We start from the raw sequence: 24,954 nt of genomic DNA, 5'->3' as shown, positions 1-24,954 counted from the left end.
ATGAAGTCCGCGATCTTGCTCTTGTCGGGAGTCAGCACGTCCGTTGCATTGCTGGTTGGTGGCCTGGCCGTTGTAGAGGCCGCATTGCCCTCCGATGATCCCCACATTTTCAAGGATGACAAAACGCCGCTTTGGACCAGCGCGCCGGTGAGCATCAGCGATCGCGACAACCAGCCGTATGAACGTGTCGCCGCGCAGCTCCCAGCCGATACCGTGGCAGTCGCCTCGCTGCCGCCGTCCAGCAAGCCAGACCTCAGCCGAGATCAGGAAAATCCGGAACTGGATATGATGGTGACAGCAGCGCTGAGCGATGACAGCAGGTCCGAAGAGGGTGTGATTGCTGTTGGCTATACGGCCGATCACATGGAGTGGTGCTCAAACAAATATCGCTCCTATCGTCCGGAAGACAATTCCTATCTGTCGTATTCGGGCGTGAGGAAGGACTGCACATCTCCCTATGGCGACGGCATGGACGAGCTGGCTGAACTCCAGCGCGCGCCCTGGCCATCCGAAGGGTCTGTGACTTACTATCGAACGTCAACCACGGGCGACACGGCAATGACGGTTGGCAGCGCCCAGGCCGAAGCCTGTGCCAGCCGCTACAACTCCTATCGGGCAAGCGACAACAGCTATCAGCCCTATGGCGGAGGTCCGCGCCGGCAGTGCGAAATCAGAAACTTCTGATTGTCGGCGGGCTTTACTCCGCGAGGATTAGCCCTGCAGGGGGTGAGTTGGTTTCGCCTTTCGCCACCCAGTCGCCGATATAGGTGAGCGCATTTTTCAGACCATGCATCGTGTAAGGCTTTTCGATTGCGCCGATCGCACCGACGAAGCCGGGTGGTATGCGCTTGATATTGCCCGTGACGAAAACGAAGGGAATGCCGAGCTCGCTTAAATGTTCGCCAATCTCGATACCGGTCGGTCCGTCATTGAGATGGACATCGACAAACGCAAATTCCGGCGCGGTTTGGCTGATCATCTCGAAGGCTGCTTTGCGCGACGCGGCAGTGCCAACCACACTGTGGCCTGCGGCTTCAACTTCATATTCCAGCTCGAGCGCCAGAAGAGCCTCGTCCTCGACAATCATAATTTTCAACGTATTCAATCCTTCGACATTTCAACCGGCATGGTGACCAGAACATCGGTCCGATTTCCGTCCCGGCTCCGCTCCACCTTGGCATTCAGCTGCTTGGCACAGGTATCCAGCATCAGCCGTCCAAAGACCTCCTCTTCGGGATTGACAGAAACAGGCGTGGTCGTATCGGTGACGCGAATGACAAAATGTCCGTTCGTTCTGCGTACCTGCAGATGGATTTCGCCACCGCCATCGCTCAGGCCTCGTCTCACCGCATCGACGACGAGTTCATTGACGATCAGTGCAAGCGCCGACGCCTTTACCGACGGCACAAGAACGGGCGAAAGATCGGTCGTGACGCGGATATCGTCACGGTTTAACGCGCCAACCAGATCCTGGATGAGATCCTTGGCAAAATCCGCGACGTCGAAACGGCCCAGATCGCTGCTGGTGAACAGTTTGCGCTGAACGGTGCTCAGTGCTTCCACCCGGTTCAGGACCGAGTAAAGCGTGCGGCGCACCACGTCATCCTCGGACGAACGAGCCTGCAATTTCACGATCGAAGCGATGGTCAGAAGATTGTTCTTTACCCGATGATCGACCTCATGAACGAGCATGGTCTTGGCCAAGAGGGCATCGCGCAGATCCTTGGTTCGGCTTGCGACTTCGTCTTCCGCAGAGCGCCGAGCGTCGGCCAGCTCCTGTTCTTTGATCTTGATGCCGGTAAAATCCAGCTGCGAGGCAAAGAAATAGATGACCTCGCCCGTATGGTCACGAACGGGGCTGACGAACAGCGCATTCCAGAATTTCGATCCATCCTTGCGATAGTTCAGAATGTCGAGGGCGACGTCCTCCGCCGCCTCTACTGCCGCTCGCAGCTTCGCCACCGCAGACGGATCGGTCTCCTCGCCCTGTAAAAGACGGCAGTTACGGCCTATCAACTCCTCTTCGGAGTAGCCTGTCAGCTTCATAAACGCGCTGTTGCAATAGATGATAGGATTGTCGTCCTGAGCGGGATCCGTGATCAGCATAGGCATCCGGGTCGCCTTGAACGCAGCCGCAAACGGATCTTCGGAAGGGTGGAGCGCAAGCAAGCGCTTCGCCGCATCTCGCGCATCCTGCTGCGAGGAGTCGAATTCACTCATAAACTGTTGTCCTACACTCGTGTGGGGAACAAATGCACCACTGCGGCGTTTGTTCCGACAATCGAGATAAAATTCGAGATTTCGGTTTCAAGACGGCATGGAAGCATTTGGTTGATTAAGTTTGCACTTGCACATAGGCTAAACGGGTAAAACGTGAGATCCACCATAGTATGACAGTGTTCAATGGAGCCGGCTTTCTGAGGCACGGCGGTACTATGGCGGAGATGATCCGCTGCCATGACTGGACGGGCACGCTCGGCCCGCCGCAATTCTGGCCGCCGGCATTGAGAGCGGCGCTTTCCATATGTCTCGGTTCAACCTTCCCCACGTGCATTTACTGGGGCCCCGATCTGCGTCTGATCTACAATGATGCGTGGGCCCATATCCCGGGTGAACGCCATCCATGGTGTCTCGGTCGACCGGCCAAGGAGGTTTGGTACGACATCTGGGACGTCGTTGGACCGCAGTTCCTGGGCGTCATGGCAAGCGGCGAAGGCGTCGCCGAATATGATCAACTCCTGGCCATGGTGCGCAACGGCGAGGCTCAGGAGACCTATTGGAATTATAGCCTGACAGCGATCCGTGACGAAAATGACGAGGTCGTCGGATTATTTAACCAAGGAAACGAGACGACAGCTTCGGTGCTGGCGAAACGGGAGGCGCAGGAGGAAATCGCACGACTCGGCCGCCTTTTTGCGGCAGCCCCTGCCGCGATTGCCATGACCGAGGGCAAGGATCACGTCTTCACTCTGGTCAATCCGTCCTACGAAGAGCTTGTAGGCCGCTCCGACCTTGTTGGCCATGCTGTGATCGAAACGATGCCCGAATTGGCCAATCAGGGCTTTATCGAGTTGCTCGATCATGTCCTGGAGACAGGACAGTCTCATATCGGTCGGGGTGTTCCCATTCGCCTGTCGCGCGACGGACTGGAGCCGGAACTGCGGTTCGTCGATTTCGTGTATCAGCCGATTAGCGATATCGAAGGCGCCGTGACGGGAATATTCATTCAGGCCACGGATGTCACCGAAACCAGCAAAGCCCTCTTGTCGCTACGCGAGAGCGAGCAACGCTTCGAAGCGATTGTAAATTCGATCGATCAGATGATCTGGTCGACGACTGCGGATGGCTACCACGATTACTTCAATGAGCGTTGGTACAAATTCACCGGCGTACCGCGTGGCACGACAGACGGCTACGATTGGGTGAGCGCGTTTCATCCTGAGGACCAGCCGATCAGTTGGGCCTTGTGGCAACAGAGCCTGGAAACGGGCAAGCCCTATCACGTCGAATACCGGTTGCGGCACGTCAGCGGCGGCTATCGCTGGGTTATCGGAAGGGCACAATGTGTCTATGACGAAGACGGCAAGATTAGCCGGTGGTATGGAACCTGCACTGATATCAACGATCTGAAGCTGGCCGAGGAAAGTCGGCAACTGCTGCTGAAGGAACTCAATCACAGGGTCAAGAACCTCTTTGCAGTGACATCGGGCATGGTGAACATGACCGCTCGAAGTGCAGCCTCGGTGCAGGAGATGGCGCAGGCCCTCCAAGGAAGGTTGCACACGCTGGCTAAGGCCCACGAACTCGTCCAGCCAGCCATTTCAGGCGATCCTGCCAAAGAGAGCATTTCTTTGGCTGTGCTCCTCCGCGAACTTGTCGGCCCGCATGCCGATCTTCAAAGCGAGCAGGTGGCCTTTGACGGACCGGAAGTTTCCGTTGGCGCCAAAGCGTCCGCCAGTCTGGCGCTGATCTTCCATGAACTGGCGACCAATGCCGCCAAATACGGTGCCTTCAGTCAGGCGCGAGGCCGGCTCGCCGTCCGCTGGGAGGCAATCGACGACAAGCTCCGCATCTCGTGGGCGGAGGATATCGAAGGGGCAGATCTCATTGCTCCCACGAAGCAGGGCTTCGGCAGCAAGCTCGCCAAGATGAGCGCCACACATCAGCTGGGCGGCGACATCGCCTTCGACTGGCAGCCAAGAGGCCTCAAGGTCACCCTTGATCTCTCCCTGAGCCAACTCGAGCGATAGGGTTGAATGACAGCTAGGCGTGACGGCGGAGAACCGCCGACCCGCCACAGGATCCGATCACCGACTGGAATCCGGAATTGGCACCTGCGAAAGATGGCGCAGAAGAAAGGCATGGGTCGACGGATTGGCAACGATGAGCACACCGGATCGCTCATAGTGCTCCGGCCCCCGCCCCCACCAGTCACTGACCAGACCACCAGCCTCCTGAACCAGAAGTATGCCGGCGGCGGTATCGATGAAGCCCGTCTGCTCGAAATAACCTGTAAACCGGCCAGCTGCGACATAGGCACAGCAATTGGCAGCGCTGCCGATGACCCGCACAGCGCCAATCTCCTGCCTGATCGCGTCGAGCCGTTGGTAAGCACCGGGATAAAGCGACAGAGAGGGCAAAGGCAGACCGGTTCCAACCACCATCTGCCCGACATCCCCGCCATCGCTCAGGGCCAGCCGACGGCCATCGAGATAGGCGCCGGCACCGGCAATCGCCGTGAACATCTCGTTGCGGACAGGATTGAAGACCAGTCCGCAGACTGTCTCCGTCCCCCGTCGAAGGGCAATCGTGATTGTATAATCCATGCCGGCCAGAAAATTGGTCGTGCCGTCGATCGGATCGAGAAGGAAGCGATAGGTTCGGTCCGCGCCATCCACCGGCGGAAACTCCTCACCGCTCAAACTCCAATCCGGATAGCGACTGAGCAGATGTCTGCGGATCAACAGCTCGGATTGCTCATCGGCTTCGCTGACAAAATCACCGGGGCCCTTGATGCCGATCTTGAGCGAGCCGCGGCGATGGAAATAGTCAAGGGTCAGCGTTCCGGCAAGTCGCGCCGCCTCGATCATGTCATCGAGAACAGCCCTGATATTGATCTCGCTCATGCCAGACTTCCTGCCAGTTTTTCATTCAAGCGCTCAATCAGCAGAGACGGATCATCCGTTGTTATCTGATCGACTTTCAGCGCGATCAGGCGAAGGGCCGCCGCAATGCTATCCGGATTGGTTTCCTTAAGCGTCCAGGCATCCACCCGCCGACCCTCAGCATGAACGGCTGCGATCAGGTCGACACCCTGAGCATTAGCCGCAAGCACCAGATCGTAGGCAAGATAGATCATCTCCGCCGTTGGCGCTGTTTCCAGGGCTTTCTGGATGAAATCCGCGAAATGCTGAGGTGTCTTGAGGTCATGAAGGACATCGGGATAGGTCGGATCATACCCCGTCTTCAGGCCGGGTGTCGCTTCAGCCAAGGCAGCCACGGCTTCTGCATCCCCTCCTGACAAGATCATGGTTGCAGCGACGGGGCTGACCGCAGCCGAAAAATTTGCAATGCTGCGGGCATCAACCCGCGTCCTGTCTTCCTTGAAATCGAGTTGGAGCAGCGCGTCTGGATGCGCCGGGTGGGCCGAGAGAAGCGCACAGAGATCTTCGAGCAGCATTACCCGTTCGGCAATCGGCTCGCCGTTCGGATCGCGGAGATGAAGCTGGCGCAAGGTCTCGGCAGACGTATCTCGCACAAGGCCGGTCCCGGTTGTCGCATGGTCGAGTTCCAGGTCGTGCAGAATGGCAAAACCACCATCGGCGTGAATGACGAGGTCGACCTCGACGCTCGCGCCAAGGCGCATGGCCTCAAGGATGCGCGATGCGGTGAATTCCGGGTCCGTTACAGTGCGCCGCGCCCGATGCCACTTTAGCCAGGTGCGGTGTCCGTTTGCGTCGATAAAGCAGGGGTCAGCCATGCAGATGGGTCCTGTAGAGTTGCTGGCCGTCACGGAAGACGGCAAAGGCGCGAGGCTTGAGGTCGACCTCCTGCCCCAAATGAAAATGATCCGGCGTATTGACCATCGACTTGAGCCGGGTCCCGTCTTCAAGCTGGATATCGACGAGGCCGTGGGTGCCGAAATCGGTCACACGGTGAACCCTTGCCTGCCCCCGAGGGCGAGCGGCGCCAGCCAGTTGCAGCGCTTCGGGACGCACGGCAAACGTCACAGGTCCGTCGGCGACTGGCACAGGCACGCTCACCTGATCATGGAGAAAGTGTCCCTTCTCAACCACGCCCTCGATGAAATTCATCGTGCCGATAAAACCGGCGACGAATGGCGTCTGCGGATTGCGGTATACGATGTCGGGGCGATCGGCCTGCTCGGTCCGCCCATTGCGCATGACAACGATCCGATCCGCCATGGAAAGCGCTTCATCCTGGCCATGGGTGACGAACAGCGTGGTGATCTTCAGCCTCAACTGGATGTCGCGCACCTCATCCCGCAGGCGTTCGCGCAGATGCTGATCGAGACTGGCGAAGGGTTCGTCGAGAAGCAGGATCTTGGGCTCCAGCGCCAGGGAACGCGCCAGCGCAACGCGCTGCTGCTGGCCGCCAGATAACTGCGTTGTCATGCGGCGCCCGTAACCGGTAAGGCCGACCAGCTCCAGCACGCCTTCGACCCGATCCCGGATTTCAGCGGGAGACAGACGGCGCAGTTTCAGGCCAAATGCGATGTTGTTGAACACAGTCATGTGGCTCCAAAGCGCGTGGCTTTGAAACACCATGCCGGTCGGCCGACGGTCGGGCGATTGGCGGGTGACGTCTTCCCCATCGATTGTGATCCTGCCGGCGCTTGGGCTTTCAAAGCCACCGACCATGCGAAGGACCGTGGATTTGCCCGATCCCGAAGGACCAAGCAGGCAAACGAGCTCGCCATCCCCTACTTCAAGGGAGAAATCGTCGACGGCAGTCGTGCCGCCCGGAAAGACCTTGGATACGCCGTGAATACTGAGAGCTGACATAGGCTTCTTCCTGATTGCGCCTGCTCAGCCGCCGAAGCCGCGAGCAAAGGATTGGCCACCGATGATCCGGCGCGCGAACATGAGGGCGATGAAGGACGGGACCCACAGCATGACCGAGAGCACAGCCCCGAACTGGATCACCATCTGGTTGTTGATGAAGCTGATCATCAGCACCGGCATGGTGCGGATACCGGGCGCGCCGATCAGCCAGGCGCCTTCTGTTTCGTAGAAGGTGCCGACAAAGGTCAGGAGAATCGCGGCTGCAATGGTGGGCGCGGCCTGCGGCAGCGTGATCGACCAGAAAACCCGCAACGGTCCGGCGCCCACGTCGCGTGCCGCTTCTTCCATCCGCCTGTCGACCGCCTGAAAGGCGGCAACCGGAATCCAGATCATGAACATCAGCGTATTGACGAGCTGGATGAGCGCCACGCCCCAGAAGGTGCCGATAAGATCGAGCTGCAGGAAGATCGCGGCAATCGCAACCAGCAGGCCGAACTTTGGAAAGGCGTGACCGGCAAGAAACGAGAAGAACAGGAGGTCACGACCGGGAAACCGCATGCGGGCAAAGGCATAGGCCGCCGGCAGGCAGATGACCGCCGAGGCAAGGGTTACCACCGTCGACAGGAGCAGGCTAAGCTTCAGCGCGCTCCAGACATCGGAACGATTGAGTGTCTGCCCCCAGAAACGCAAACCGAATTCTTGCGGCAGCAGGTTCGGATAGCGCCAGACATCGGTAAACGCCCAGATTGCGACGACGAGCAACGGCAGGACCACGACGATGGTCAGGATGAGAGCAAAAACGAGCCCCATGGCATCGATCGGACGCCGGGCGGAAGCAAGGCTGGTCATGATCTCACCTTCCCTGATTGCGGGCGACCGAGCGCACGTAGAAGAGACCGAAGACGATACAGAAGCCGAAGGTGATCACGGCCTGGGTGATGGCGCTGATCGGGTCATTGAGATCGCGGAAGGTCCGCTGCATGAAGGGACCCATCATCTCGGGTGACGCTGGCCCCAGGAGATAAGGCAACGTGAAGGAGGAGAAGATGCCGAGAACCGCAAACGAGAGCGCCACTAGGATCGAGTTGCCGATACGCGGCAGGATGATGTGCCAGAAGAGCTGCAGCCGGTTTGCCCCGACATCTCGGGCAGCTTCCACCGCCATGTTGCTGACCGAGCCAAGACCTGACAGCAGAATGAGGACTGTCAGCGGAATATTGTCCCAGACAAGACCGATGACAGGCCCCGCCGGCGTCAGGTATGGCGTGCGGATCTTCGGCAGACCGACCGAATTCAGGATGAGATCCACCATGCCGTTTGGCCCGAGAACGCGGATAAAGGCATAGGCGAGAATGATCGACGGCACGAACATCGGCAGGATCGCCAGTGCCTGGACATAGGCCGAGACGCGCCCTTGGGAAAACCGCAGATAAAGCGCAATCGGCAGGCAGACAACAAGCAGCAGCACTGCGCAAACCGCTGTGGTCCAGAGCGTCAATGCGAGATTATTGAGGCTATAGCCGTCCTGAAAGAAGAAGGCGTAACTTGAAAGGTCGAACCCGGCCGAGCCATCCGGCTGAACCCGCCAGATCGTGCGCAGGATGGCGCTGATGATGGGCCAGATGACGAGCCAGGCTCCAAGCGAAACGGGGATGGCGACAAGCAGGAGGCCGATTGGCCTCCTGCTTGCACCCATGTCAGGCGATGAAGACACGGTCGTGCTCACGCTTTGCGGTCGATGCTCGGGGCGACATTCCGATACCAGCCGTCATTGACTGCCGTCTCCCAGGCGCCAGCCGGGAAGGTTGGAATCGAGGCCGGAATGATATCGGCAAACTTGGCGCGAAGGTCAGCGGAGACATGGTCCCAGGCCACACCCGGGAAGCCGCCGAGTTCGGTCAGGATAGCCCCTTGAATCTCTTCCGTGAGGATGAAGTCAGCAAGCTTGAGGGCGGCATCGCGGTTCTTGCCATGGGCAAGAACGACAGCGCGCGAGAAATTGCCGCACAGCGCCAGATCCTGCAACTGCACGATGCCAGTCGTTTCCGGCAATACACCTTGGGCGATCGCCTGCAGCACCTGGTCGGACCAAACTGGCGTCATGGTGACGACACCCTGCGCCAGAAGCTGGATCGACTGGGTGTTGCCGGAAGAATAGGCACCGTTGTCGTAGAGAGCCGGCGCGAGATCCTTCAGGATGTCCCAGGCCTTGCCAAGCGCTTCATTGCCGAAGGCCTCGGTATAATTGTCGACGGTAAAGGCCTTCGGATCGAGACCATTGGCCTGATGTATGGCGCGACGGACGAAATTGCCGCCGGAACCGCCCTTGTCGGGACGGTTGTAGACGAACTGGCCCGGATTGGCCTTGATCCAGCTGACAAGAGCATCCCAGGTCCTCGGGGCATCGGCTGGCGAAAGCTTCGTCGTGTCGTAGGCAAGAAGCACCTGCGAACCGCGATACGGCAGGCTATAATCGCTGTCATAGGCAAGCGGATTGACCTTGGCATAGTTCGACAGGCCAGCCTCTTTCAAATTGACGTAGAGACCGGCTTCGATTGCCCCCTTCGGCAGGCGGGGATCGGTGTGCTCGAAATAATCGGCCTGCGGATCGGTCTTCGTCTGCATGGCGGCCATGGCCCGTTCGGCAATCGCCTGGATGCCGGCATTGTCACCGGCATCGACCAGATTGAGTTTGACACCGGCATTGGCTGCCTCGAAGGCAGGCTTCAACGTATTGGTCCAGAAGTCGAGAACATTGCTGTCCGAACCGGTGTACCAGTCGATCTGACCTTCAGCCGCGAAGGAAAGCTTCGGCAAGAGCATCATTCCAGCCACGGAGCTGGCGGTAGAAATCAAAAAGGCGCGACGCTTCATCGTCATCTCCAAGAGGTGGCCGGGGCAAGAGCCGGGCACAGGGCGACGGTCAGGTGGACGAGAGCCGGTTTGCACCAAAGGATGACAACTGACCGCCGCCGCCATCCGCTCTGAGCGAGACCCTCGACACGATGAGGGCCACCGATCGACAGCACAACACAAGCAGTGGTCGCAGTCCGGCTGCACATGATTGCAACCGAACTTCTATCGGCAGGACACGCCTACCGGAGCAACGCAAAGCTTTGATGACAGTGAAGCATTGCACACATGTGCAAGGAGAGGATCACGCGGGATGGGACCGGACAGACTGCCGCCAGATCGGCACCGGCTCAAAGACCGCAGCGGCCCGATCAGAGGAGCCGAGCGCCTCCGGCAACGACAGCAGATCGACCACATGGCGCGCCATCCGGTCCAGCGGCTGCTCGAACGTGGTCAATTGATAGGACTGCCAACCCGCCTCTTCGATATTGTCGAAGCCGACAAGGCACAGATCCTGCGGGATGCGGAGCCCGAAGGCGTGGCGCGCCGCATCCATGAACCCGAGCGCCAGAAGATCCGTCACGCAGAACACGCCATCTGGCGCTTGCGAGCGCGCAAACATCTTGAGCGCTGCATCATAGCCTGACCGATAGGTGGTCGGCCCTTCTTTCCAGAGGCTGATGGACAGGCCTTCCCGCTCCGCCGCATCGAAGAAGTGCCGCTCTCGCGCAATCAGGCTTGGCGTGCTTGCGGCGGATGTCAAAAGACCGATGCGCTCACATCCGGCCCTGCGTAGCAGGAAAAGCGCTTCTCTTGCCGCAATCGCATTGTCGACACCGACGTTTTCGCAACCGTCAAGACGGTCATCGCGATTGATAAGGATAACCTGCTGCCCGTTGGCCAGCGCGGTTTGGACCAGAGACGACGACGGCGTCCCGGACAAGACGACAGTTGCGTCCGCGCGGTAATGCAAGGTCAACTTCAGTGCCCGCCCGACACTCGCCTCGTCGCTTTCGGTGTTCAAGACGACTGTAATTTTTCCTGCCGCCTGAAGCCTGCGGGTGAGACTGTCGAGCAGTGCCGCCCGCACCGGTGTCGTCACATCCGAAACGATCAGGCAGACAATATTGCTCCGTTCGCGCAACTGCCGAGCCAGATGGTTGACGTGATAACCAAGCGCTTCGGCGGCCTCCAGCACCTTCTTCCGCGTTTCCTCGGAAACGCTGGCGCCGTCTGTGAAGGTTCGCGACACAGCCGAGCGAGATACGCCTGCGCGCTCCGCCACCATTTTCGCACTGACGAACGACGTCGGCTGCACTGTCTCGATACTCCCCACGTAGAACAAAGGCTTGCCCGCAGACACGCTTGCCATTCGGGGCACCTGAGCGTGCTTTGCTTACTAAGACAATATGACAGCCGCTCCAGAGACAAGTGGGCGATACACAGCTTTTCCCTGTATCGGCCCAATGGGCAAAAGCGCAATTTTTAAGCACGCCGAGGCCGGAACTATTTTTTATGCAGCCCGATTGCCAATCATGCTGCATTGCGTCATCAATTCCTGCATGAGCCATCTCGACCTCACCATTCTTGTCATCGATGAAAACGCCGTGCGTGCGGCCATCATCGAGGGCGGCCTGCATGAAGCAGGGCATACCCGGGTGACCGTGGTGCACGAGGTGAATGGCATTGCCCGCATCGTCGAGACCCTTTCGCCCGATGTCATCATCATCGACATCGAAAACCCCAATCGGGATATGATGGAGCATCTGTTCCAACTGACGCGCTCTGTCAGTCGCCCGATCGCCATGTTTGTCGACCGTTCCGATTCCGCCTCGATCGAGGCTGCCGTAGACGCGGGCGTTTCGGCCTATGTCGTCGACGGACTGCGCAAGGAGCGGGTCAAACCCATCCTCGATATGGCGGTCAGCCGATTCAATGCCTTCAGTCGCCTTCAGCGCGAACTCGCCGATGCAAGGTCGGCACTGGAAGAACGGAAAGTTATCGAACGGGCAAAAGGCATCCTGATGAAACTGAGGGGGATCTCTGAGGAAGAAGCCTTCAACCTGATGCGCCAGACCGCCATGAACGAAAAGAAGAAACTGGCCGACATCGCCCAGAGCGTGGTGACGGCAGCGGCGATGTTGTCATGACCCCAAGCAAGCTGGAGCAGCCGAGGTGAGACAGATGATCAACGAAAGCGGCGATGGCGCTCCGGCAGGCGGATCGAGCCTGCGCCATGGTGGCGAGCAAAAGACGCTGCGCGCCGGTTTCATCCCGCTGATGGATGCATCCATTCTGATCGTTGCCGCCGAACTGGGATTTGCCGCGCGCGAAGGCCTCACGCTCGATCTTGTCAAGGACGTCTCCTGGGCGAATGTCAGGGATCGCCTTGCCTTCCGGCAATTTGACATTGCCCATATGCTTTCACCAATGCCGGTCGCCTCCATGCTCGGCCTTGGCTCCAACCCCTCGCCGACAATCACGCCCTTCTCGCTCGGGCGCGGCGGCAATGCCATCACGCTTTCGCTCCGCCTCTTTGAACGGATGACCGAAGAGACGGGCTTGCCGGAGACCGCCGGCGCGCTTGAATGCGCCAAGGCCATGGCCGCCGTCGTCGAGCGGATGCGTGAAGCCGGGGAGCCGCCGCTGACGCTTGGCATGACCTACCCCTTCTCCTCGCACAATTACGAGTTCCGCTATTGGCTGGCGGCCGGCGGCATTGATCCGGACAGGGATGTTAAACTGGTTGTCGTCCCGCCCCCACTCGTCGCGGATGCTCTTTCAGCCGGCGCGATTGACGGCTTCTGCGTTGGCGCGCCCTGGAACATGGTGGCGTCGGAGCGCGGCGTCGGGCGCATTGTCGCCGCCAAGCAGGACATCTGGCCCTCTGCCCCCGAGAAGGTCTTGGGAATGCGTCCGGAATGGGCGAATGCGAATGCCGACACCGCGAGCCGCCTGCTTCTTGCCCTCGACCAGGCAGCACGCTGGTGCGACAGACCTGAGAACCACGTCCACCTTGCCGAAATCCTTTCAGCGCCCCGCTACATCGCCGCCCCCGAAGACATCATCCGCCGGGCACTGGCCGGCGAATTCAGCGTCGATGCGCGCGGCACCCGCCGCATCGTTCCGGACTACTTCGTCTTTCACCGCAAGGCTGCAAACTATCCGCGAAAGACCCAGGCCCTCTGGATCTACAGCCAGATGCTGCGCTGGGGCCAGGTGCGTTTTAGCGAAACCGGCATGGCAGCCGCGACAGACGCCTTCCGCGGCGACCTCTACGAAACTGCCCTCGGCAGGAAAGAGGATTTGTCCCACGCACAGGATCTGATAGGCGGCGCAACCGAGGATGACCGTTTCCTTGATGGACACGTGTTCGACCCCGCGCGAATGCAGGATTACGTGCGGGCCTTTGCCGTCAGATCCCGAACCCAGACGCCATCCGACACCACCGAAGACTGAGTGCGCTGCACAAAGCAACAGCGCGATTTCGTAGCATCGCGGCGCATTTGCCTATTTTTGCACCGCTTCCAAATCCTCCTGATATCCTCGACCAGCTTCAACGTTGGAATTTAAACCCTGAATTTTCAACGAGCTAGCTGCAGATTTCCAAACTGGCACGGAGCTTGCGTTACTAAATTCATCCGGTCAACGGCGACCGGAAACAAACGAACGCGGCAATACGCGTTCACCAGAGACATCGACGTCGCTTGGTTTTTGCATGCTGGATCCTCCCATCCCGCGATTGCAGTCACCACGCGGCGTTTTTTTGTTTTCCGATCTCCGTCACGCACCAGAGGGAAAAACGACAATGACGAAGACTACAGGAATGGGCTTCAGCCGCCGCCAGATCCTCAAGGTGAGCTCTGCCGCCGCACTCGTCACTGCAGCACGCATGGCATTTCCATCCGGTGCCTTTGCGGCAACCGCCGGCCCAGAGGTGACCGGCGTCAAGCTTGGCTTCATCGCCCTCACCGATGCCGCACCGCTGATCATCGCCAAGGAAAAGGGCCTCTTCGAAAAGCACGGGCTTCCCGATGTAGAGGTGTTGAAACAGGCCTCCTGGGGCGCCACCCGCGACAATCTCGTGCTGGGCGGCGAGGCGAATGGCATTGACGGCGCCCATATCCTGACGCCGATGCCGTATCTGATGGAAACCGGCAAGGTGACGCAGAACAGCGTCCCCGTGCCGATGTCGATCATTGCCCGCCTCAACCTGGACAGCCAGGGCATTTCGGTCGCCAAGGAATATGCCGAAACCGGTGTCCAGCTCGACGCTTCAAAATTGAAGGACGCTTTTGCCGCCAAGAAGGCGGCCGGCAACGAGATCAAGGTCGCCATGACCTTCCCCGGCGGCACCCACGATCTCTGGATCCGCTATTGGCTGGCCGCCGGCGGCATCGATCCGGACAAGGATGTCTCCACCATCGTCGTGCCGCCGCCGCAGATGGTTGCCAACATGAAGGTCGGCAACATGGATGCCTTCTGTGTGGGCGAACCGTGGAACGAGCAGCTCGTCAACCAGGGCATCGGCTTTACCGCCTGCACCACCGGCGAATTGTGGAAAGGCCACCCGGAAAAGGCGCTCGGCCTGCGCACGGACTGGATCGAGAAGAACCCGAATGCCGCCAAGGCGCTGATGATGGCCGTCATGGAAGCCCAGATCTGGGCCGACAGCATGGACAACAAGGAGGAAATGTCGGCGATCCTCGGCAAGCGCCAGTGGTTCAACGTGCCGCCGAAGGATGTCGCCGGCCGCCTCAAGGGCACGATCAACTACGGCAATGACCGTATCGTCGAGAATTCGGGCCTCGAAATGAAGTTCTGGAAGGACCATGCGTCCTATCCCTTCAAGAGCCACGACACCTGGTTCCTCACCGAAAATATCCGCTGGGGCAAGTTCGCTCCCGACACCGACATCAAGGCGCTGGTCGACAAGGTCAACCGCGAGGACATCTGGCGCGCCGCTGCCGCCGATCTCGGCATCGCCGCCGCCGACATCCCGGCTTCCTCGTCGCGCGGACCGGAAACCTTCTTCGACGGCAAGGTCTTCGATCCTGAAAACCCGAAGGCCTATCTCGACAGCCTGTCGATCAAGGCAGGGGCGTAATTTGCCTGCCCCTAGTCTCCCTCTCCCCGCTTGCGCGGAGAGGGCGGCAGCCGGGAGAGCCCCCCTCGACATGAACCGAACAACAATCGCCCAAGAGGACCACACCATGACCGCAACAGCCCGCAAGGCAGACCAGACGGCGACGCCGGCAGCGGCGGCCCATAAGGCATCCGACAAAGGCGCAACCGTCGTGATGATGGCACAGCGCCGCACCCGCAGGTTCGACATGCAGCACGCCATGGCAGCCGTCTGTCGCAACGTGCTTCCGCCACTGGTCGTGCTCGTCGCATTGCTTGCCATCTGGCAGCTCGCCTGCTCGCAGCCCGGCGCCTCCCTGCCCGCGCCGTCGCAGGTCTGGACCGACAGCTATGACCTGATCGCCTTCCCCTTCTTCGATTACGGCTCGCAGGACATCGGCCTTGCCTGGCGCGTGCTGATCTCGCTGCAGCGTGTCGCGATCGGTTTTGGTCTTGCCGCCGTGGTCGGCGTCTTCCTCGGCGCCGTGGTCGGCCAATCGGTCTGGGCCATGCGCGGCCTCGACCCGATCTTCCAGATCCTGCGCACCGTGCCGCCGCTCGCATGGCTGCCGCTGTCGCTCGCCGCCTTCCAGAATTCCAATCCGTCCGCGATCTTCGTGATCTTCATCACCTCGATCTGGCCTGTGATCATCAACACCGCCGTCGGCGTGCGCAACATTCCGGACGACTATCGCAACATCGCCCGCGTTCTGCGCCTGAACCCGCTGGAATTCTTCATCCGCATCATGGTGCCAGCCGCCGCTCCTTACATCTTCACCGGCCTTCGCATCGGCATCGGCCTGTCCTGGCTCGCCATCGTCGCAGCAGAAATGCTCACCGGCGGCGTCGGCATCGGCTTCTTCATCTGGGATGCCTGGAACTCCTCGCGTCTCTCCGACATCATCGTGGCGCTCGCTTACATCGGCGTGACCGGCTTTGTCCTCGACAAGCTCGTCGCCCTCCTCGGCAGTGTCATCACCCGCGGCACCGCGAAGAACTGAGGAGACGAACCCATGAGCGCCTATCTCAAGATCGACCATATCGACAAAAGCTTCGAACGCGGCGGCCAGACGACCGAGGTTCTGAAAGACGTCAGCCTGACCATCGACAAGGGCGAGTTCGTCTCGATCATCGGCCATTCCGGCTGCGGCAAGTCCACCCTGCTCAACCTGATCGCCGGCCTGACACGGGTTTCCTCGGGTGCCGTCCTGCTCGAAAACGTCGAGGTCAACGCCCCCGGCCCGGAACGCGCCGTCGTTTTCCAGAACCACTCGCTCCTGCCCTGGCTGACCGTCTACGAAAACGTCAATCTCGCCGTGTCCAAGGTCTTTGCCGGCCGCAAGACGAGAGCGGAAAAGCATGACTGGGTGATGCGCAATCTGGATCTCGTCCAGATGGGACATGCCAAGGACAAGCGCCCGGCGGAAATCTCCGGCGGCATGAAGCAGCGCGTCGGCATTGCCCGGGCGCTCGCCATGGAGCCAAAGATCCTGCTGCTCGACGAGCCCTTCGGCGCGCTCGACGCGCTGACCCGCGCCCATCTGCAGGATGCCGTCATGGAGATCCATGCCCGCCTCGGCAATACGATGATCATGATCACCCATGACGTCGACGAGGCCGTGCTGCTCTCCGACCGCATCGTCATGATGACCAATGGTCCGGCCGCCCGCATCGGCGAAGTGCTGGAGGTCCCGATCCCGCGTCCACGCGATCGCATCGCGCTCGCCGCTGACCGCACCTACCTCAAATCCCGCGAAGCCGTGTTGAAGTTCCTCTACGAACGCCACCGCTTCGTCGAAGCCGCGGAGTAAGCGACATGACACAAAAACTCGTGATCATCGGCAATGGCATGGCCCCGGGCCGCATGCTCGAAGAACTGTTCGAAAAGGCGCCCGGCCTTTACGACGTAACCATTTTCAACGCCGAGCCGCGCGTCAACTACGACCGCATCTTGCTTTCGCCAGTCCTGTCAGGCGAGAAAGCCTATGAAGACATCGTCATCCATAATGACGACTGGTACGCCACCCATGGCGTGACCCTGCACAAGGGCGCCAAGGTTACCGAGATCGACCGCCATGCCAAAACGGTGACATCGGCCAACGGCATCACCGTTTCCTACGACAAGCTGGTCATATCAACCGGCTCGCTGCCCTTCATCATCCCGGTTCCCGGCCACCAGCTGCCCGGTGTCCTGCCCTATCGCGATCTCGACGACGTCGACAACATGCTGAAGATCGCCGAAGGCAAGGGTCGCGCCATCGTCATCGGCGCCGGTCTCCTGGGTCTTGAAGCCGCCTATGGCCTCAAGCGCCAGGGCATGGATGTCACCGTCATCCACCTGATGCCGACCATCATGGAGCGCCAGCTCGATCCGGCCGCCGCCTATCTCCTTGAAAAGGCGCTGACCGAACGCGGCATCGACATCATCACCAAGGCCAACACTAAGCAGATCCTCGGAACCGACAAGGTCGAGGGCATCGAGCTGGAAGACGGCCGGGTGATCGAGGGTGACATGGTGATCATGGCCGTCGGCATTCGCCCGGCCTCAAACCTCGCCAAGGAAGCCGGCATCGCCGTCAACCGCGGCATCGTCGTCGACGACGGCATGATGACCTCGGATCCTAACGTCTTTGCGCTCGGCGAATGCGCCGAACATCGCGGCACCTGCTACGGCCTCGTCGCACCGCTTTATGAAGCCGCCCGCGTCCTTGCCGATCGCCTGACCGGCGGCAGCAGCGAATATCACGGCTCCGTCGTCAACACGAAGCTCAAGGTCACCGGCATCAACCTCTTCTCCGCCGGCGATTTTGCCGAGGCCCCCGACCGCGAGGAAATCGTGCTGCGCGATGCCTCTGCCGGCGTCTACAAGCGCCTGGTGCTCAAGGACAACAAGATCCTCGGCGCGGTGCTCTACGGCGAAACCGCCGACGGCTCCTGGTTCTTCGACCTGATGAAGCGCGGGACCGACATTTCGCAAATGCGCGAAACCCTGATTTTCGGCCAGTCCTACCAGGGGGGCACCCCGCTGGACCCTATGGCGGCCGTTGCAGCCTTGCCGGATGATGCAGAAATCTGCGGCTGCAACGGCGTCTGCAAGGGCAAGATCACATCCACGATCTCGTCCAAGGGCCTGACCTCGCTTGATGACGTGCGTGCCCACACCAAGGCCTCGGCGTCCTGCGGTTCCTGCACCGGCCTTGTCGAACAACTCATGGCCCTGACCTTGGGCGATGCCTACAATCCGGCCGCGGTCACGCCGATGTGCACCTGCACCGAGCTTGGCCACGACGACGTGCGTCGGCTGATCAAGGCCAAGGGCCTGAAGACCATCCCCGCCGTGATGCAGGAACTGGAGTGGAAGACCTCCTGCGGCTGCGCCAAGTGCCGCCCTGCCCTCAACTACTACCTCGTCTGCGACTGGCCGGATGAATATGCTGACGACTACCAGTCGCGCTACATCAATGAACGCGTGCATGCCAACATCCAGAAGGACGGCACCTATTCGGTCGTGCCGCGCATGTGGGGCGGCGTTACCAATGCCGCTGAACTGCGCGCCATTGCCGATGTCGTCGACAAGTTCGAGATCCCGCTGGTCAAAGTCACAGGCGGCCAGCGCATCGACCTTCTCGGCATCGAAAAGGAAGACCTGCCCGCCGTCTGGTCCGACCTTGGCAAGGCCGGTTTCGTCTCGGGCCAGGCCTATGCCAAGGGCCTTCGCACCGTGAAGACCTGCGTCGGCGAACAATGGTGCCGCTTCGGCACGCAGGACTCGACCGGCCTCGGCATCCGCATCGAGAAGTTCATGTGGGGATCCTGGACACCGGCAAAGCTGAAGCTCGCCGTGTCCGGGTGTCCGCGCAATTGCGCGGAAGCCACCTGCAAGGACATCGGCGTCATCTGTGTCGACTCCGGCTTCGAAATCCATTTCGCCGGCGCAGCAGGCCTCGACATCAAGGGCACGGAAGTGCTCGGCCTGGTCAAGACGGAGGACGAAGCCCTCGAATACATCGTCGCGCTGACGCAGATGTATCGCGAGCAAGCCCGTTATCTCGAGCGCATCTACAAATGGGCCAAGCGCATCGGCCTGGACGAGATCCGCCGCCAGATCATGACCGATGCGGAAAAGCGCAAGGGCTATTACGAGCGCTTCGTCTTCAGCCAGTCCTTCGCCCAGGTGGACCCCTGGTCGGAACGCGTCTCCGGCAAGGACAAGCACGAGTTCAAACCCATGGCCACCGTCGGGTTTTCGGCGGCAGCGGAATAAAAGACCCTCTCTGGCCTGCCGGCCATCTCCCCCGCAAGGGGGGAGAAGACCAAGCGGAAATCGCTCGGTTCTCTCACCAAGGGTTCGGCTGGGTTAAGCCCTCCCCCTTGTGGGGAGGGTGGGGAGGGGTCTTAGGGAACAACAAGGAAACGAACCCCATGAACTGGATCGCCATCGGCCATATCGACGACATTCCCCTGCGTGGCGCCCGTTGCGTCAAGACGCCCGAGGGCAAGATTGCCGTCTTTCGCACGGCCGAAAACGAGGTCTTTGCCATCGAGGACCATTGCCCCCACAAGGGCGGCCCGCTCTCCCAGGGCATCGTGCATGGCAAGGCCGTCACCTGCCCCTTGCACAACTTCGTCATCTCGCTCGAAAGCGGCAAGGCCCTTGGCGCTGACGAAGGCGAGGTCCGAACCATTCCTCTGCGCAATATCGACGGCCAGCTCTCCATCGCACTCGATGCGATGCTGGTGGCGGCGGAGTGAACGGATGATGCCTGCGGCCCGGACACCCCCCTCTGCCCTGCCGGGCATCTCCCCCACAAGGGGGGAGAACAGCGCGACGTACCCACGATGCACAACGCAACAAACGGCCACGAGACGACGCGCCTCATCCGCTCTTTTCAGTGTCGTGAAAGCCAGGGCACGGGGGCGTTGCGGTGGTCCGCTCTCCCCCCATGTGGAGGAGATGCCCGGCAGGGCAGAGGGGGGTGCCGCTCGCACCGTCAGGAGGCCTCATGTCCACTGAAACCAGGACCACCTGTCCCTATTGCGGCGTCGGTTGCGGCGTCATTGCCAGCGTCGATGACGCCGGCAAGGTCAGCGTCAGGGGCGACCCGGACCATCCCGCCAATTTCGGGCGCCTGTGCTCCAAGGGCTCGGCACTGGCGGAAACCCTCGATCTCGACGGCCGCGCCCTCTATCCCGAAATCCAGGGCGAACGCGCAGGATGGGATCAGGCCCTCGACCTCGTCGCCGAAACCTTCAGCCGGACGATTGCCGAGCACGGGCCTGATTCCGTCGCCTTCTACGTCTCCGGCCAGCTGCTCACCGAAGACTATTACGTCGCCAACAAGCTGATGAAGGGCTTCATCGGCTCAGGCAATATCGACACCAATTCCCGTCTCTGCATGGCCTCCTCGGTTGCCGGCCATCGCCGCGCCTTCGGCTCCGACACCGTGCCCGGTTGCTACGAGGATCTGGAACTGGCCGACCTTGTTGTCTTGGTCGGCTCCAACATGGCCTGGTGCCATCCGGTTCTCTATCAGCGCCTTGCTGCCGCCAAGGCCGCACGCCCGACGATGAAGGTCGTCGTCATCGATCCGCGGCGCACGGCGACCTCGGATCTGGCCGATCTGCATTTGTCCGTCCGCCCGGATGGCGATGTCGCCCTGTTCAATGGCCTGCTCGCCCATCTGGTTGAAACCGGCAAAACCGACGAGGCCTTTGTCGGCGCCCATACGACCGGGTTTGCCGATGCACTTCTGGCAGTATCGCGCCAAACTATGGCCGAACTGTCCGAAGCAACTGGTGTCTCCGGCATGCTGCTGCGCCAGTTCTTCTGGCTCTTCGGCCAGACGGAAAAGGTCGTCACCTGCTACAGCCAGGGCGTCAACCAGTCGGCCGTGGGCACGGACAAGGTCAATGCCATCGTCAACTGCCATCTTGCCACAGGCCGGATCGGCCAGCCGGGCATGGGCCCCTTCTCGCTCACCGGCCAGCCCAATGCCATGGGCGGGCGCGAAGTTGGCGGCCTGGCCAACATGCTCGCCGCCCATATGGCGATCGAAAATCCCGCCGACCGCGATCGGGTCCAGCGCTTCTGGAATGCGCCTGTTATCTCGAATAAAGCCGGATTGAAGGCCGTCGACATGTTCGATGCCGTGGCCGACGGCCGGATCAAGGCGCTGTGGATCATGTCCACCAATCCGGTGGTCTCCATGCCGGATGCCGATCGCGTCAAAGCAGCGATCAAGGCCTGCCCCTTCGTCGTCGTGTCGGACATGCAGAAGAATACGGATACCGCACGTCTGGCCCATGTCCTCCTGCCGGCCACCGGCTGGGGCGAAAAATCCGGCACAGTCACCAATTCCGAACGCCGCATTTCCCGCCAGCGCTCCTTTCTTGAAGTGCCCGGCGAGGCCCGGCCCGACTGGTGGCAGTTGGCGGAAATCGGCAAGCGCATGGGCTTTGCGCCACATTTCAGCTTCCCATCGCCGGCAGAGATTTTCGCCGAGCATGCCGCCTTGTCCGGCTTCGAGAATGACGGTGCGCGCGACTTTGACATCGGCGCCTATGCCGATATCGACGCCGAACGCTACGAGGGGCTGACGCCCTTCCAGTGGCCGCAGGCGGCAGGCAGCGCAGGCAGGGACACTCGCTTCTTCGCAGACGGCAGGTTCTATCACCCGGATGGCAAGGCACGCTTCGTCGCCACGCCAGCTTCCCCGCGCGGCTTAGCCCAGCCCTCCGACCTGCCCTTCATTCTGAACACCGGCCGCATCCGCGATCACTGGCATACCATGACGCGGACAGGCAAGAGCGCAAGGCTATCGGCCCACCTGGCCGAGCCTTTCGCCGAAATCAACCCGCAAGACGCGGCAAAGCTTGGCATCGACGATGCCGACCTGGTTGAGATCGCGGGTACCGCCGGTGCAACGGCAATCGTTCGTGCGCTGCTGACCGATCGCCAGGCGCAAGGCGGCCTTTTCGTTCCCATGCATTGGACCGGAGAAACCGCATCCCGCGGCCGGATCGACGCGCTGGTGCCATCGATGGTGGACCCGATTTCAGGCCAGCCAGCGCTGAAAAGTGCGCGCGTTTCGCTCAGGCGCTTCCAGGCGGCACGGCATGTCTTTCTCGTCACGGTCGCGCGTCCTCAAGACATCGACCTCGATTATTGGGCCATCGCCAAAACAGACGGCGGATACCGCCTTGAAATGGCCGGAGATGCGCCGGCTGACGGGTGGATGAGCTGGCTGAAATATCGGTTGAAGCTGCCTGACGGGATGGAGATTTCTCACTATCGCGATACATCCGGCGTCGATGAGCGCCTCGCCATCTTTTCCGAGGATCGGCTGTTGGCCGCCCTTTATGTATCGGCGCTGCCTGTCGCCGTATCTCGTCAATGGGCAGCCTCGCAGCTGACCGCAACCTGGCCCACGGGCAAGCCGCGCTCGTCCATCATCGCCGGACGTCCTTCCACCCACCAGCCAGACAAGGGCGCGATCGTCTGCTCCTGCCATTCTGTCGGCATCAACGAAATTGCCGCAGCCGCAAGAGCCGGATGCAGATCCCTTGAGGCAATAGGCGCGGCGACCCGCGCCGGAACCAATTGCGGCTCCTGCCGCCCGGAAATCAGGAGGCTTATCGATGCCCATCACGTTCTCGCAGCAGAGTGATCCAAGGCCACGAATTGCGCCGCTGGCAAAGCTCCCGATATTCTGGGACCTTCAGGGAAAGACCGTTCTGCTGGCTGGCGGCAGCGACGGCGCCGCCTGGAAGGCCGAACTCCTCGCCGCCTGTGGTGCCACCGTTCACGTCTGTTGTGAGCATGAGGACATGAGCCCGGCCATGCAGGCCCTCCTCGCGCAGGGCGCCATTATTCACCATCCGCGGCCATGGCAGGCTTCCGACTTGATCGGTGCATCACTGGCGCTTGGTGATTTCGAGGAGGAAAAGGATGCGCAAACTTTCCATGCGGCATCCTGCAGGGCCGGTGTACCCGTCAATGTCATCGACAAACCTGCCTACTGCCAGTTTCAGTTTGGCGCGATCGTCAATCGATCACCGGTCATCGTGTCGATCTCGACGGACGGCGCAGCCCCGATCCTTGGTCAGGCGATCCGTCGCAAGATCGAAACCCTGCTTCCCGCGGCATTGAGTGCCTGGGCCGAGCTTGCCGCCCAGATCCGCGAAACCGTCAACCGCAATTTGCCGGCGGGTCCGGGCCGCAGGCGCTTCTGGGAGCATTTCGTCGATCGGAGCTTCACGACATCGGCGCCTCCACAACACGGCGCTCGCCAAGCGCTCCTGGAGCGGATTGCCTCGATCGGCTCAGCCCCCTCCCTGGGCTCGGTCACGCTGGTGGGTGCCGGCCCCGGTGACGCAGAACTGCTGACCTTGAAGGCGATGCGCACGCTGCAAGCCGCCGACGTTATCCTGTTCGACGATCTCGTCTCCGCAGAGGTGCTGGAACTGGCACGCCGCGAAGCAAAACGGATGCTGGTCGGCAAGCGAGGAGGTCGGCAAAGCTGCAAACAGGAAGACATCAATGACATGATGGTAAAGTTTGCCCGCGCCGGCAAACGAGTGGTGCGGCTGAAGGCCGGCGACCCTATGATCTTCGGGCGTGCGGGTGAGGAAATCGAGCGCTTGCAGAAGGAGGGCATCGCAGTCGACATTATACCGGGCATTACCGCAGCCGTCGCGATGGCATCGAGCCTTGGTATTTCTCTGACCCATCGCGATCACGCCCAGCAGGTCCGCTTTGTCACCGGCCATTCCCGGCATGGAGGGCTTCCGGATACGATCGACTGGGTGGCGCTCGCAGATCCGCATCAGACCACGGTGTTTTACATGGGTGGACGCATGGCAGGGAAAATCGAAGAGGCGTTGCGGAGCGCAGGCCTGCCGAAGGAGACGCCGGCGGTCATCATGTCGTCAATAACGCGACCGGACGAAAGACGCTGGATTGGTCACCTGGCAAATGTACCGAGCGCCATGGATGAGATCGGCTATGACAAGCCGGTTCTGATTGGTGTTGGCAACGCGTTTTCGCCAGCCCTTGCAGCGACAGATCCCGTCAGACTGGCCGCGGCCTCCGGAGCACCCCAAGCACGGTAAAGAAGGCAGCTTTCGCCGCCTTCTCTCTGTACCTCGCCAGCACTTACATTGCCGGCAGCACTGCGATGTCGCGTAGGTCGCCATCAAGACCGGCGATCGCGCCGACTTCGGTTGCCGCACCGGTTTCCAGATTGACGGTATAGAGCATCTTGCTGGCAGCGAGATAGGCCGTGTTCTTGCCGCCTTCCATGCCCTGGATGTCGAAAGCATAGGTCGAAGGCATCTCCGTGATGCCAAGCTTTCCAATCGCCTTCAGTGTGCCGTCATTCGGCTTGGTCTGCTGGATCAGGGCACCGATGGTCGCATCGATGTTGTACATCGCGGTCTTTTCCGGCTTGCCGATGGAATTGATATAGGCGGCTGCAACCGTGTTCGGCGTTTCGCCCTTGTGCATGTCGCCCTCTTCAAAGGCGAGCGAGCCATCGACGGTAACCTCACCAGTATCCGGATGAACACGGTGATTGGTCGTGCCGGTCATGAAGCGCAGACGGTCTGCCATCGGGTTGAAGTCGACGACGACAGGCGCCTCGGTCAAAGGCAGCATCTTGTCCATCTTGGCAATCTCGGTTGCCGCACCACTTGAGAGATCGATCGTGACGATCGCCTGATCGGCCGTTACGCCGACGACAGTCTTGTTGCCGGGACGAAAGTCGATGCCAACAAGCTTGTCGACGCCGGTCACGTCCATCGTCTTGGTCACTTCAGGCTTCTCTGTATCGAACATGACAAGCGTCTTGTCACCCGTCAGACCCAGCACAGGTGCTGCGTGCGAAGCGGATGCCGTGGCGGCAAAAGCGGCGGAGGCGATCAAAGCGAAACGAATGGTCTTCATGTCTTTCTC

The 24,954-nt window shown here is 60.7% G+C and carries 21 protein-coding genes; 11 read left to right on the top strand and 10 right to left on the bottom strand.

What is annotated here, in order from left to right; genetic code table 11:
* On the top strand, positions 1 to 684 hold the full coding sequence (locus tag FAA97_RS19575; protein ID WP_136600321.1) for a BA14K family protein: 684 nt from the start codon (positions 1 to 3) through the stop codon (positions 682 to 684).
* 13 nt (positions 685 to 697) lie between these two features.
* Here the strand turns inward: FAA97_RS19575 and FAA97_RS19570 are convergent, their stop codons facing one another.
* Positions 698 to 1,096, bottom strand: a complete 399-nt coding sequence (locus FAA97_RS19570) for a response regulator (RefSeq protein WP_136600259.1) — start codon at positions 1,094 to 1,096, stop codon at positions 698 to 700.
* Between the two features lie 5 nt (positions 1,097 to 1,101).
* Positions 1,102 to 2,220, bottom strand: coding sequence for a PAS domain-containing protein (locus FAA97_RS19565; RefSeq protein ID WP_136600258.1), 1,119 nt, complete (start codon positions 2,218 to 2,220; stop codon positions 1,102 to 1,104).
* Positions 2,221 to 2,390: 170 nt separating this feature from the next.
* On the opposite strand from FAA97_RS19565, the gene FAA97_RS19560 reads away from it, so the two are divergent.
* The gene (locus FAA97_RS19560) at positions 2,391 to 4,250 is read left to right on the top strand and encodes a sensor histidine kinase (RefSeq protein WP_246041586.1); all 1,860 of its coding nucleotides are present in this window, start codon (positions 2,391 to 2,393) and stop codon (positions 4,248 to 4,250) included.
* A 57-nt stretch (positions 4,251 to 4,307) separates the two neighbouring features.
* Here the strand turns inward: FAA97_RS19560 and FAA97_RS19555 are convergent, their stop codons facing one another.
* The 7 genes from FAA97_RS19555 to FAA97_RS19525 all read right to left on the bottom strand — a co-directional run bounded on the left by FAA97_RS19555 (position 4,308) and on the right by FAA97_RS19525 (position 11,250).
* Positions 4,308 to 5,126 carry an inositol monophosphatase family protein gene (locus tag FAA97_RS19555; RefSeq protein ID WP_136600257.1) on the bottom strand — a complete coding sequence of 273 codons (819 nt, stop codon included), beginning with the start codon at positions 5,124 to 5,126 and terminating at the stop codon, positions 4,308 to 4,310.
* Positions 5,123 to 5,980 (bottom strand): glycerophosphodiester phosphodiesterase, encoded by an 858-nt coding sequence (locus tag FAA97_RS19550; protein ID WP_136600256.1) that lies wholly within the window; start codon positions 5,978 to 5,980, stop codon positions 5,123 to 5,125. The genes FAA97_RS19555 and FAA97_RS19550 overlap by 4 nt, the downstream gene beginning before the upstream one ends.
* On the bottom strand, positions 5,973 to 7,025 hold the full coding sequence (locus tag FAA97_RS19545) for an ABC transporter ATP-binding protein (RefSeq protein ID WP_136600255.1): 1,053 nt from the start codon (positions 7,023 to 7,025) through the stop codon (positions 5,973 to 5,975). The genes FAA97_RS19550 and FAA97_RS19545 overlap by 8 nt, the downstream gene beginning before the upstream one ends.
* Before the next feature lie 24 nt (positions 7,026 to 7,049).
* Complete coding sequence (locus FAA97_RS19540) at positions 7,050 to 7,874, bottom strand: ABC transporter permease (RefSeq protein WP_136600254.1); 825 nt, start codon at positions 7,872 to 7,874, stop codon at positions 7,050 to 7,052.
* A gap of 4 nt (positions 7,875 to 7,878) precedes the next feature.
* Entirely contained in the window at positions 7,879 to 8,721 is an 843-nt protein-coding gene (locus FAA97_RS19535) for an ABC transporter permease (protein WP_136600319.1), read from the bottom strand.
* Positions 8,722 to 8,747: 26 nt separating this feature from the next.
* Positions 8,748 to 9,899, bottom strand: coding sequence for an extracellular solute-binding protein (locus FAA97_RS19530; protein WP_136600253.1), 1,152 nt, complete (start codon positions 9,897 to 9,899; stop codon positions 8,748 to 8,750).
* Between the two features lie 283 nt (positions 9,900 to 10,182).
* A complete protein-coding gene (locus FAA97_RS19525) occupies positions 10,183 to 11,250 on the bottom strand; it encodes a LacI family DNA-binding transcriptional regulator (protein ID WP_168801056.1) in 1,068 nt (355 codons plus the stop codon).
* A 190-nt stretch (positions 11,251 to 11,440) separates the two neighbouring features.
* Here FAA97_RS19525 and FAA97_RS19520 point away from each other — a divergent pair, with 190 nt between their 5' ends.
* The 9 genes from FAA97_RS19520 (at position 11,441) to cysG (ending at position 24,113) form a co-directional block, all read left to right on the top strand.
* Positions 11,441 to 12,028 carry an ANTAR domain-containing response regulator gene (locus FAA97_RS19520; protein ID WP_136600317.1) on the top strand — a complete coding sequence of 196 codons (588 nt, stop codon included), beginning with the start codon at positions 11,441 to 11,443 and terminating at the stop codon, positions 12,026 to 12,028.
* 34 nt (positions 12,029 to 12,062) lie between these two features.
* On the top strand, positions 12,063 to 13,337 hold the full coding sequence (locus FAA97_RS19515) for a CmpA/NrtA family ABC transporter substrate-binding protein (RefSeq protein ID WP_136600252.1): 1,275 nt from the start codon (positions 12,063 to 12,065) through the stop codon (positions 13,335 to 13,337).
* Positions 13,338 to 13,686: 349 nt separating this feature from the next.
* Complete coding sequence (locus tag FAA97_RS19510; protein ID WP_136600251.1) at positions 13,687 to 14,985, top strand: CmpA/NrtA family ABC transporter substrate-binding protein; 1,299 nt, start codon at positions 13,687 to 13,689, stop codon at positions 14,983 to 14,985.
* A gap of 106 nt (positions 14,986 to 15,091) precedes the next feature.
* On the top strand, positions 15,092 to 16,003 hold the full coding sequence (ntrB, locus tag FAA97_RS19505; protein WP_136600316.1) for a nitrate ABC transporter permease: 912 nt from the start codon (positions 15,092 to 15,094) through the stop codon (positions 16,001 to 16,003).
* A 12-nt stretch (positions 16,004 to 16,015) separates the two neighbouring features.
* The gene (locus FAA97_RS19500; RefSeq protein WP_136600250.1) at positions 16,016 to 16,813 is read left to right on the top strand and encodes an ABC transporter ATP-binding protein; all 798 of its coding nucleotides are present in this window, start codon (positions 16,016 to 16,018) and stop codon (positions 16,811 to 16,813) included.
* A gap of 5 nt (positions 16,814 to 16,818) precedes the next feature.
* Positions 16,819 to 19,266, top strand: coding sequence for a nitrite reductase large subunit NirB (nirB, locus tag FAA97_RS19495; RefSeq protein ID WP_136600249.1), 2,448 nt, complete (start codon positions 16,819 to 16,821; stop codon positions 19,264 to 19,266).
* A gap of 158 nt (positions 19,267 to 19,424) precedes the next feature.
* The gene (gene nirD, locus FAA97_RS19490; protein ID WP_136600248.1) at positions 19,425 to 19,754 is read left to right on the top strand and encodes a nitrite reductase small subunit NirD; all 330 of its coding nucleotides are present in this window, start codon (positions 19,425 to 19,427) and stop codon (positions 19,752 to 19,754) included.
* Positions 19,755 to 20,005: 251 nt separating this feature from the next.
* Complete coding sequence (locus FAA97_RS19480) at positions 20,006 to 22,669, top strand: nitrate reductase (protein WP_136600246.1); 2,664 nt, start codon at positions 20,006 to 20,008, stop codon at positions 22,667 to 22,669.
* Positions 22,641 to 24,113, top strand: coding sequence for a siroheme synthase CysG (cysG, locus tag FAA97_RS19475; RefSeq protein WP_136600245.1), 1,473 nt, complete (start codon positions 22,641 to 22,643; stop codon positions 24,111 to 24,113). The genes FAA97_RS19480 and cysG overlap by 29 nt, the downstream gene beginning before the upstream one ends.
* A 43-nt stretch (positions 24,114 to 24,156) precedes the next feature.
* Here cysG and FAA97_RS19470 read toward each other — a convergent pair whose 3' ends face one another.
* On the bottom strand, positions 24,157 to 24,945 hold the full coding sequence (locus tag FAA97_RS19470; protein ID WP_136600244.1) for a DUF4394 domain-containing protein: 789 nt from the start codon (positions 24,943 to 24,945) through the stop codon (positions 24,157 to 24,159).
* Positions 24,946 to 24,954: the final 9 nt, after the last annotated feature.

The organism is Peteryoungia ipomoeae (assembly GCF_004912165.1).
In the GTDB taxonomy this organism is placed as follows: Bacteria; Pseudomonadota; Alphaproteobacteria; order Rhizobiales; family Rhizobiaceae; genus Allorhizobium; species Allorhizobium ipomoeae.
This window is presented reverse-complemented; position numbering and strand designations above follow the sequence as displayed.

Excerpts from the sequence above, each read along its gene's own strand:
- nirB (WP_136600249.1), top strand. The coding sequence starts at position 16,819 with ATGACACAAAAACTCGTGATCATCGGCAATGGCATGGCCCCGGGCCGC.
- FAA97_RS19520 (WP_136600317.1), top strand. The coding sequence starts at position 11,441 with ATGAGCCATCTCGACCTCACCATTCTTGTCATCGATGAAAACGCCGTG.
- FAA97_RS19550 (WP_136600256.1), bottom strand. The coding sequence starts at position 5,980 with ATGGCTGACCCCTGCTTTATCGACGCAAACGGACACCGCACCTGGCTA.
- FAA97_RS19480 (WP_136600246.1), top strand. The coding sequence starts at position 20,006 with ATGTCCACTGAAACCAGGACCACCTGTCCCTATTGCGGCGTCGGTTGC.
- FAA97_RS19565 (WP_136600258.1), bottom strand. The coding sequence starts at position 2,220 with ATGAGTGAATTCGACTCCTCGCAGCAGGATGCGCGAGATGCGGCGAAG.
- FAA97_RS19470 (WP_136600244.1), bottom strand. The coding sequence starts at position 24,945 with ATGAAGACCATTCGTTTCGCTTTGATCGCCTCCGCCGCTTTTGCCGCC.
- FAA97_RS19535 (WP_136600319.1), bottom strand. The coding sequence starts at position 8,721 with ATGGGTGCAAGCAGGAGGCCAATCGGCCTCCTGCTTGTCGCCATCCCC.
- FAA97_RS19510 (WP_136600251.1), top strand. The coding sequence starts at position 13,687 with ATGACGAAGACTACAGGAATGGGCTTCAGCCGCCGCCAGATCCTCAAG.
- FAA97_RS19500 (WP_136600250.1), top strand. The coding sequence starts at position 16,016 with ATGAGCGCCTATCTCAAGATCGACCATATCGACAAAAGCTTCGAACGC.
- FAA97_RS19530 (WP_136600253.1), bottom strand. The coding sequence starts at position 9,899 with ATGAAGCGTCGCGCCTTTTTGATTTCTACCGCCAGCTCCGTGGCTGGA.
- FAA97_RS19515 (WP_136600252.1), top strand. The coding sequence starts at position 12,063 with ATGATCAACGAAAGCGGCGATGGCGCTCCGGCAGGCGGATCGAGCCTG.
- FAA97_RS19525 (WP_168801056.1), bottom strand. The coding sequence starts at position 11,250 with ATGGCAAGCGTGTCTGCGGGCAAGCCTTTGTTCTACGTGGGGAGTATC.
- cysG (WP_136600245.1), top strand. The coding sequence starts at position 22,641 with ATGCCCATCACGTTCTCGCAGCAGAGTGATCCAAGGCCACGAATTGCG.
- FAA97_RS19545 (WP_136600255.1), bottom strand. The coding sequence starts at position 7,025 with ATGTCAGCTCTCAGTATTCACGGCGTATCCAAGGTCTTTCCGGGCGGC.
- FAA97_RS19575 (WP_136600321.1), top strand. The coding sequence starts at position 1 with ATGAAGTCCGCGATCTTGCTCTTGTCGGGAGTCAGCACGTCCGTTGCA.
- FAA97_RS19540 (WP_136600254.1), bottom strand. The coding sequence starts at position 7,874 with ATGACCAGCCTTGCTTCCGCCCGGCGTCCGATCGATGCCATGGGGCTC.
- ntrB (WP_136600316.1), top strand. The coding sequence starts at position 15,092 with ATGACCGCAACAGCCCGCAAGGCAGACCAGACGGCGACGCCGGCAGCG.
- nirD (WP_136600248.1), top strand. The coding sequence starts at position 19,425 with ATGAACTGGATCGCCATCGGCCATATCGACGACATTCCCCTGCGTGGC.
- FAA97_RS19560 (WP_246041586.1), top strand. The coding sequence starts at position 2,391 with ATGACAGTGTTCAATGGAGCCGGCTTTCTGAGGCACGGCGGTACTATG.
- FAA97_RS19555 (WP_136600257.1), bottom strand. The coding sequence starts at position 5,126 with ATGAGCGAGATCAATATCAGGGCTGTTCTCGATGACATGATCGAGGCG.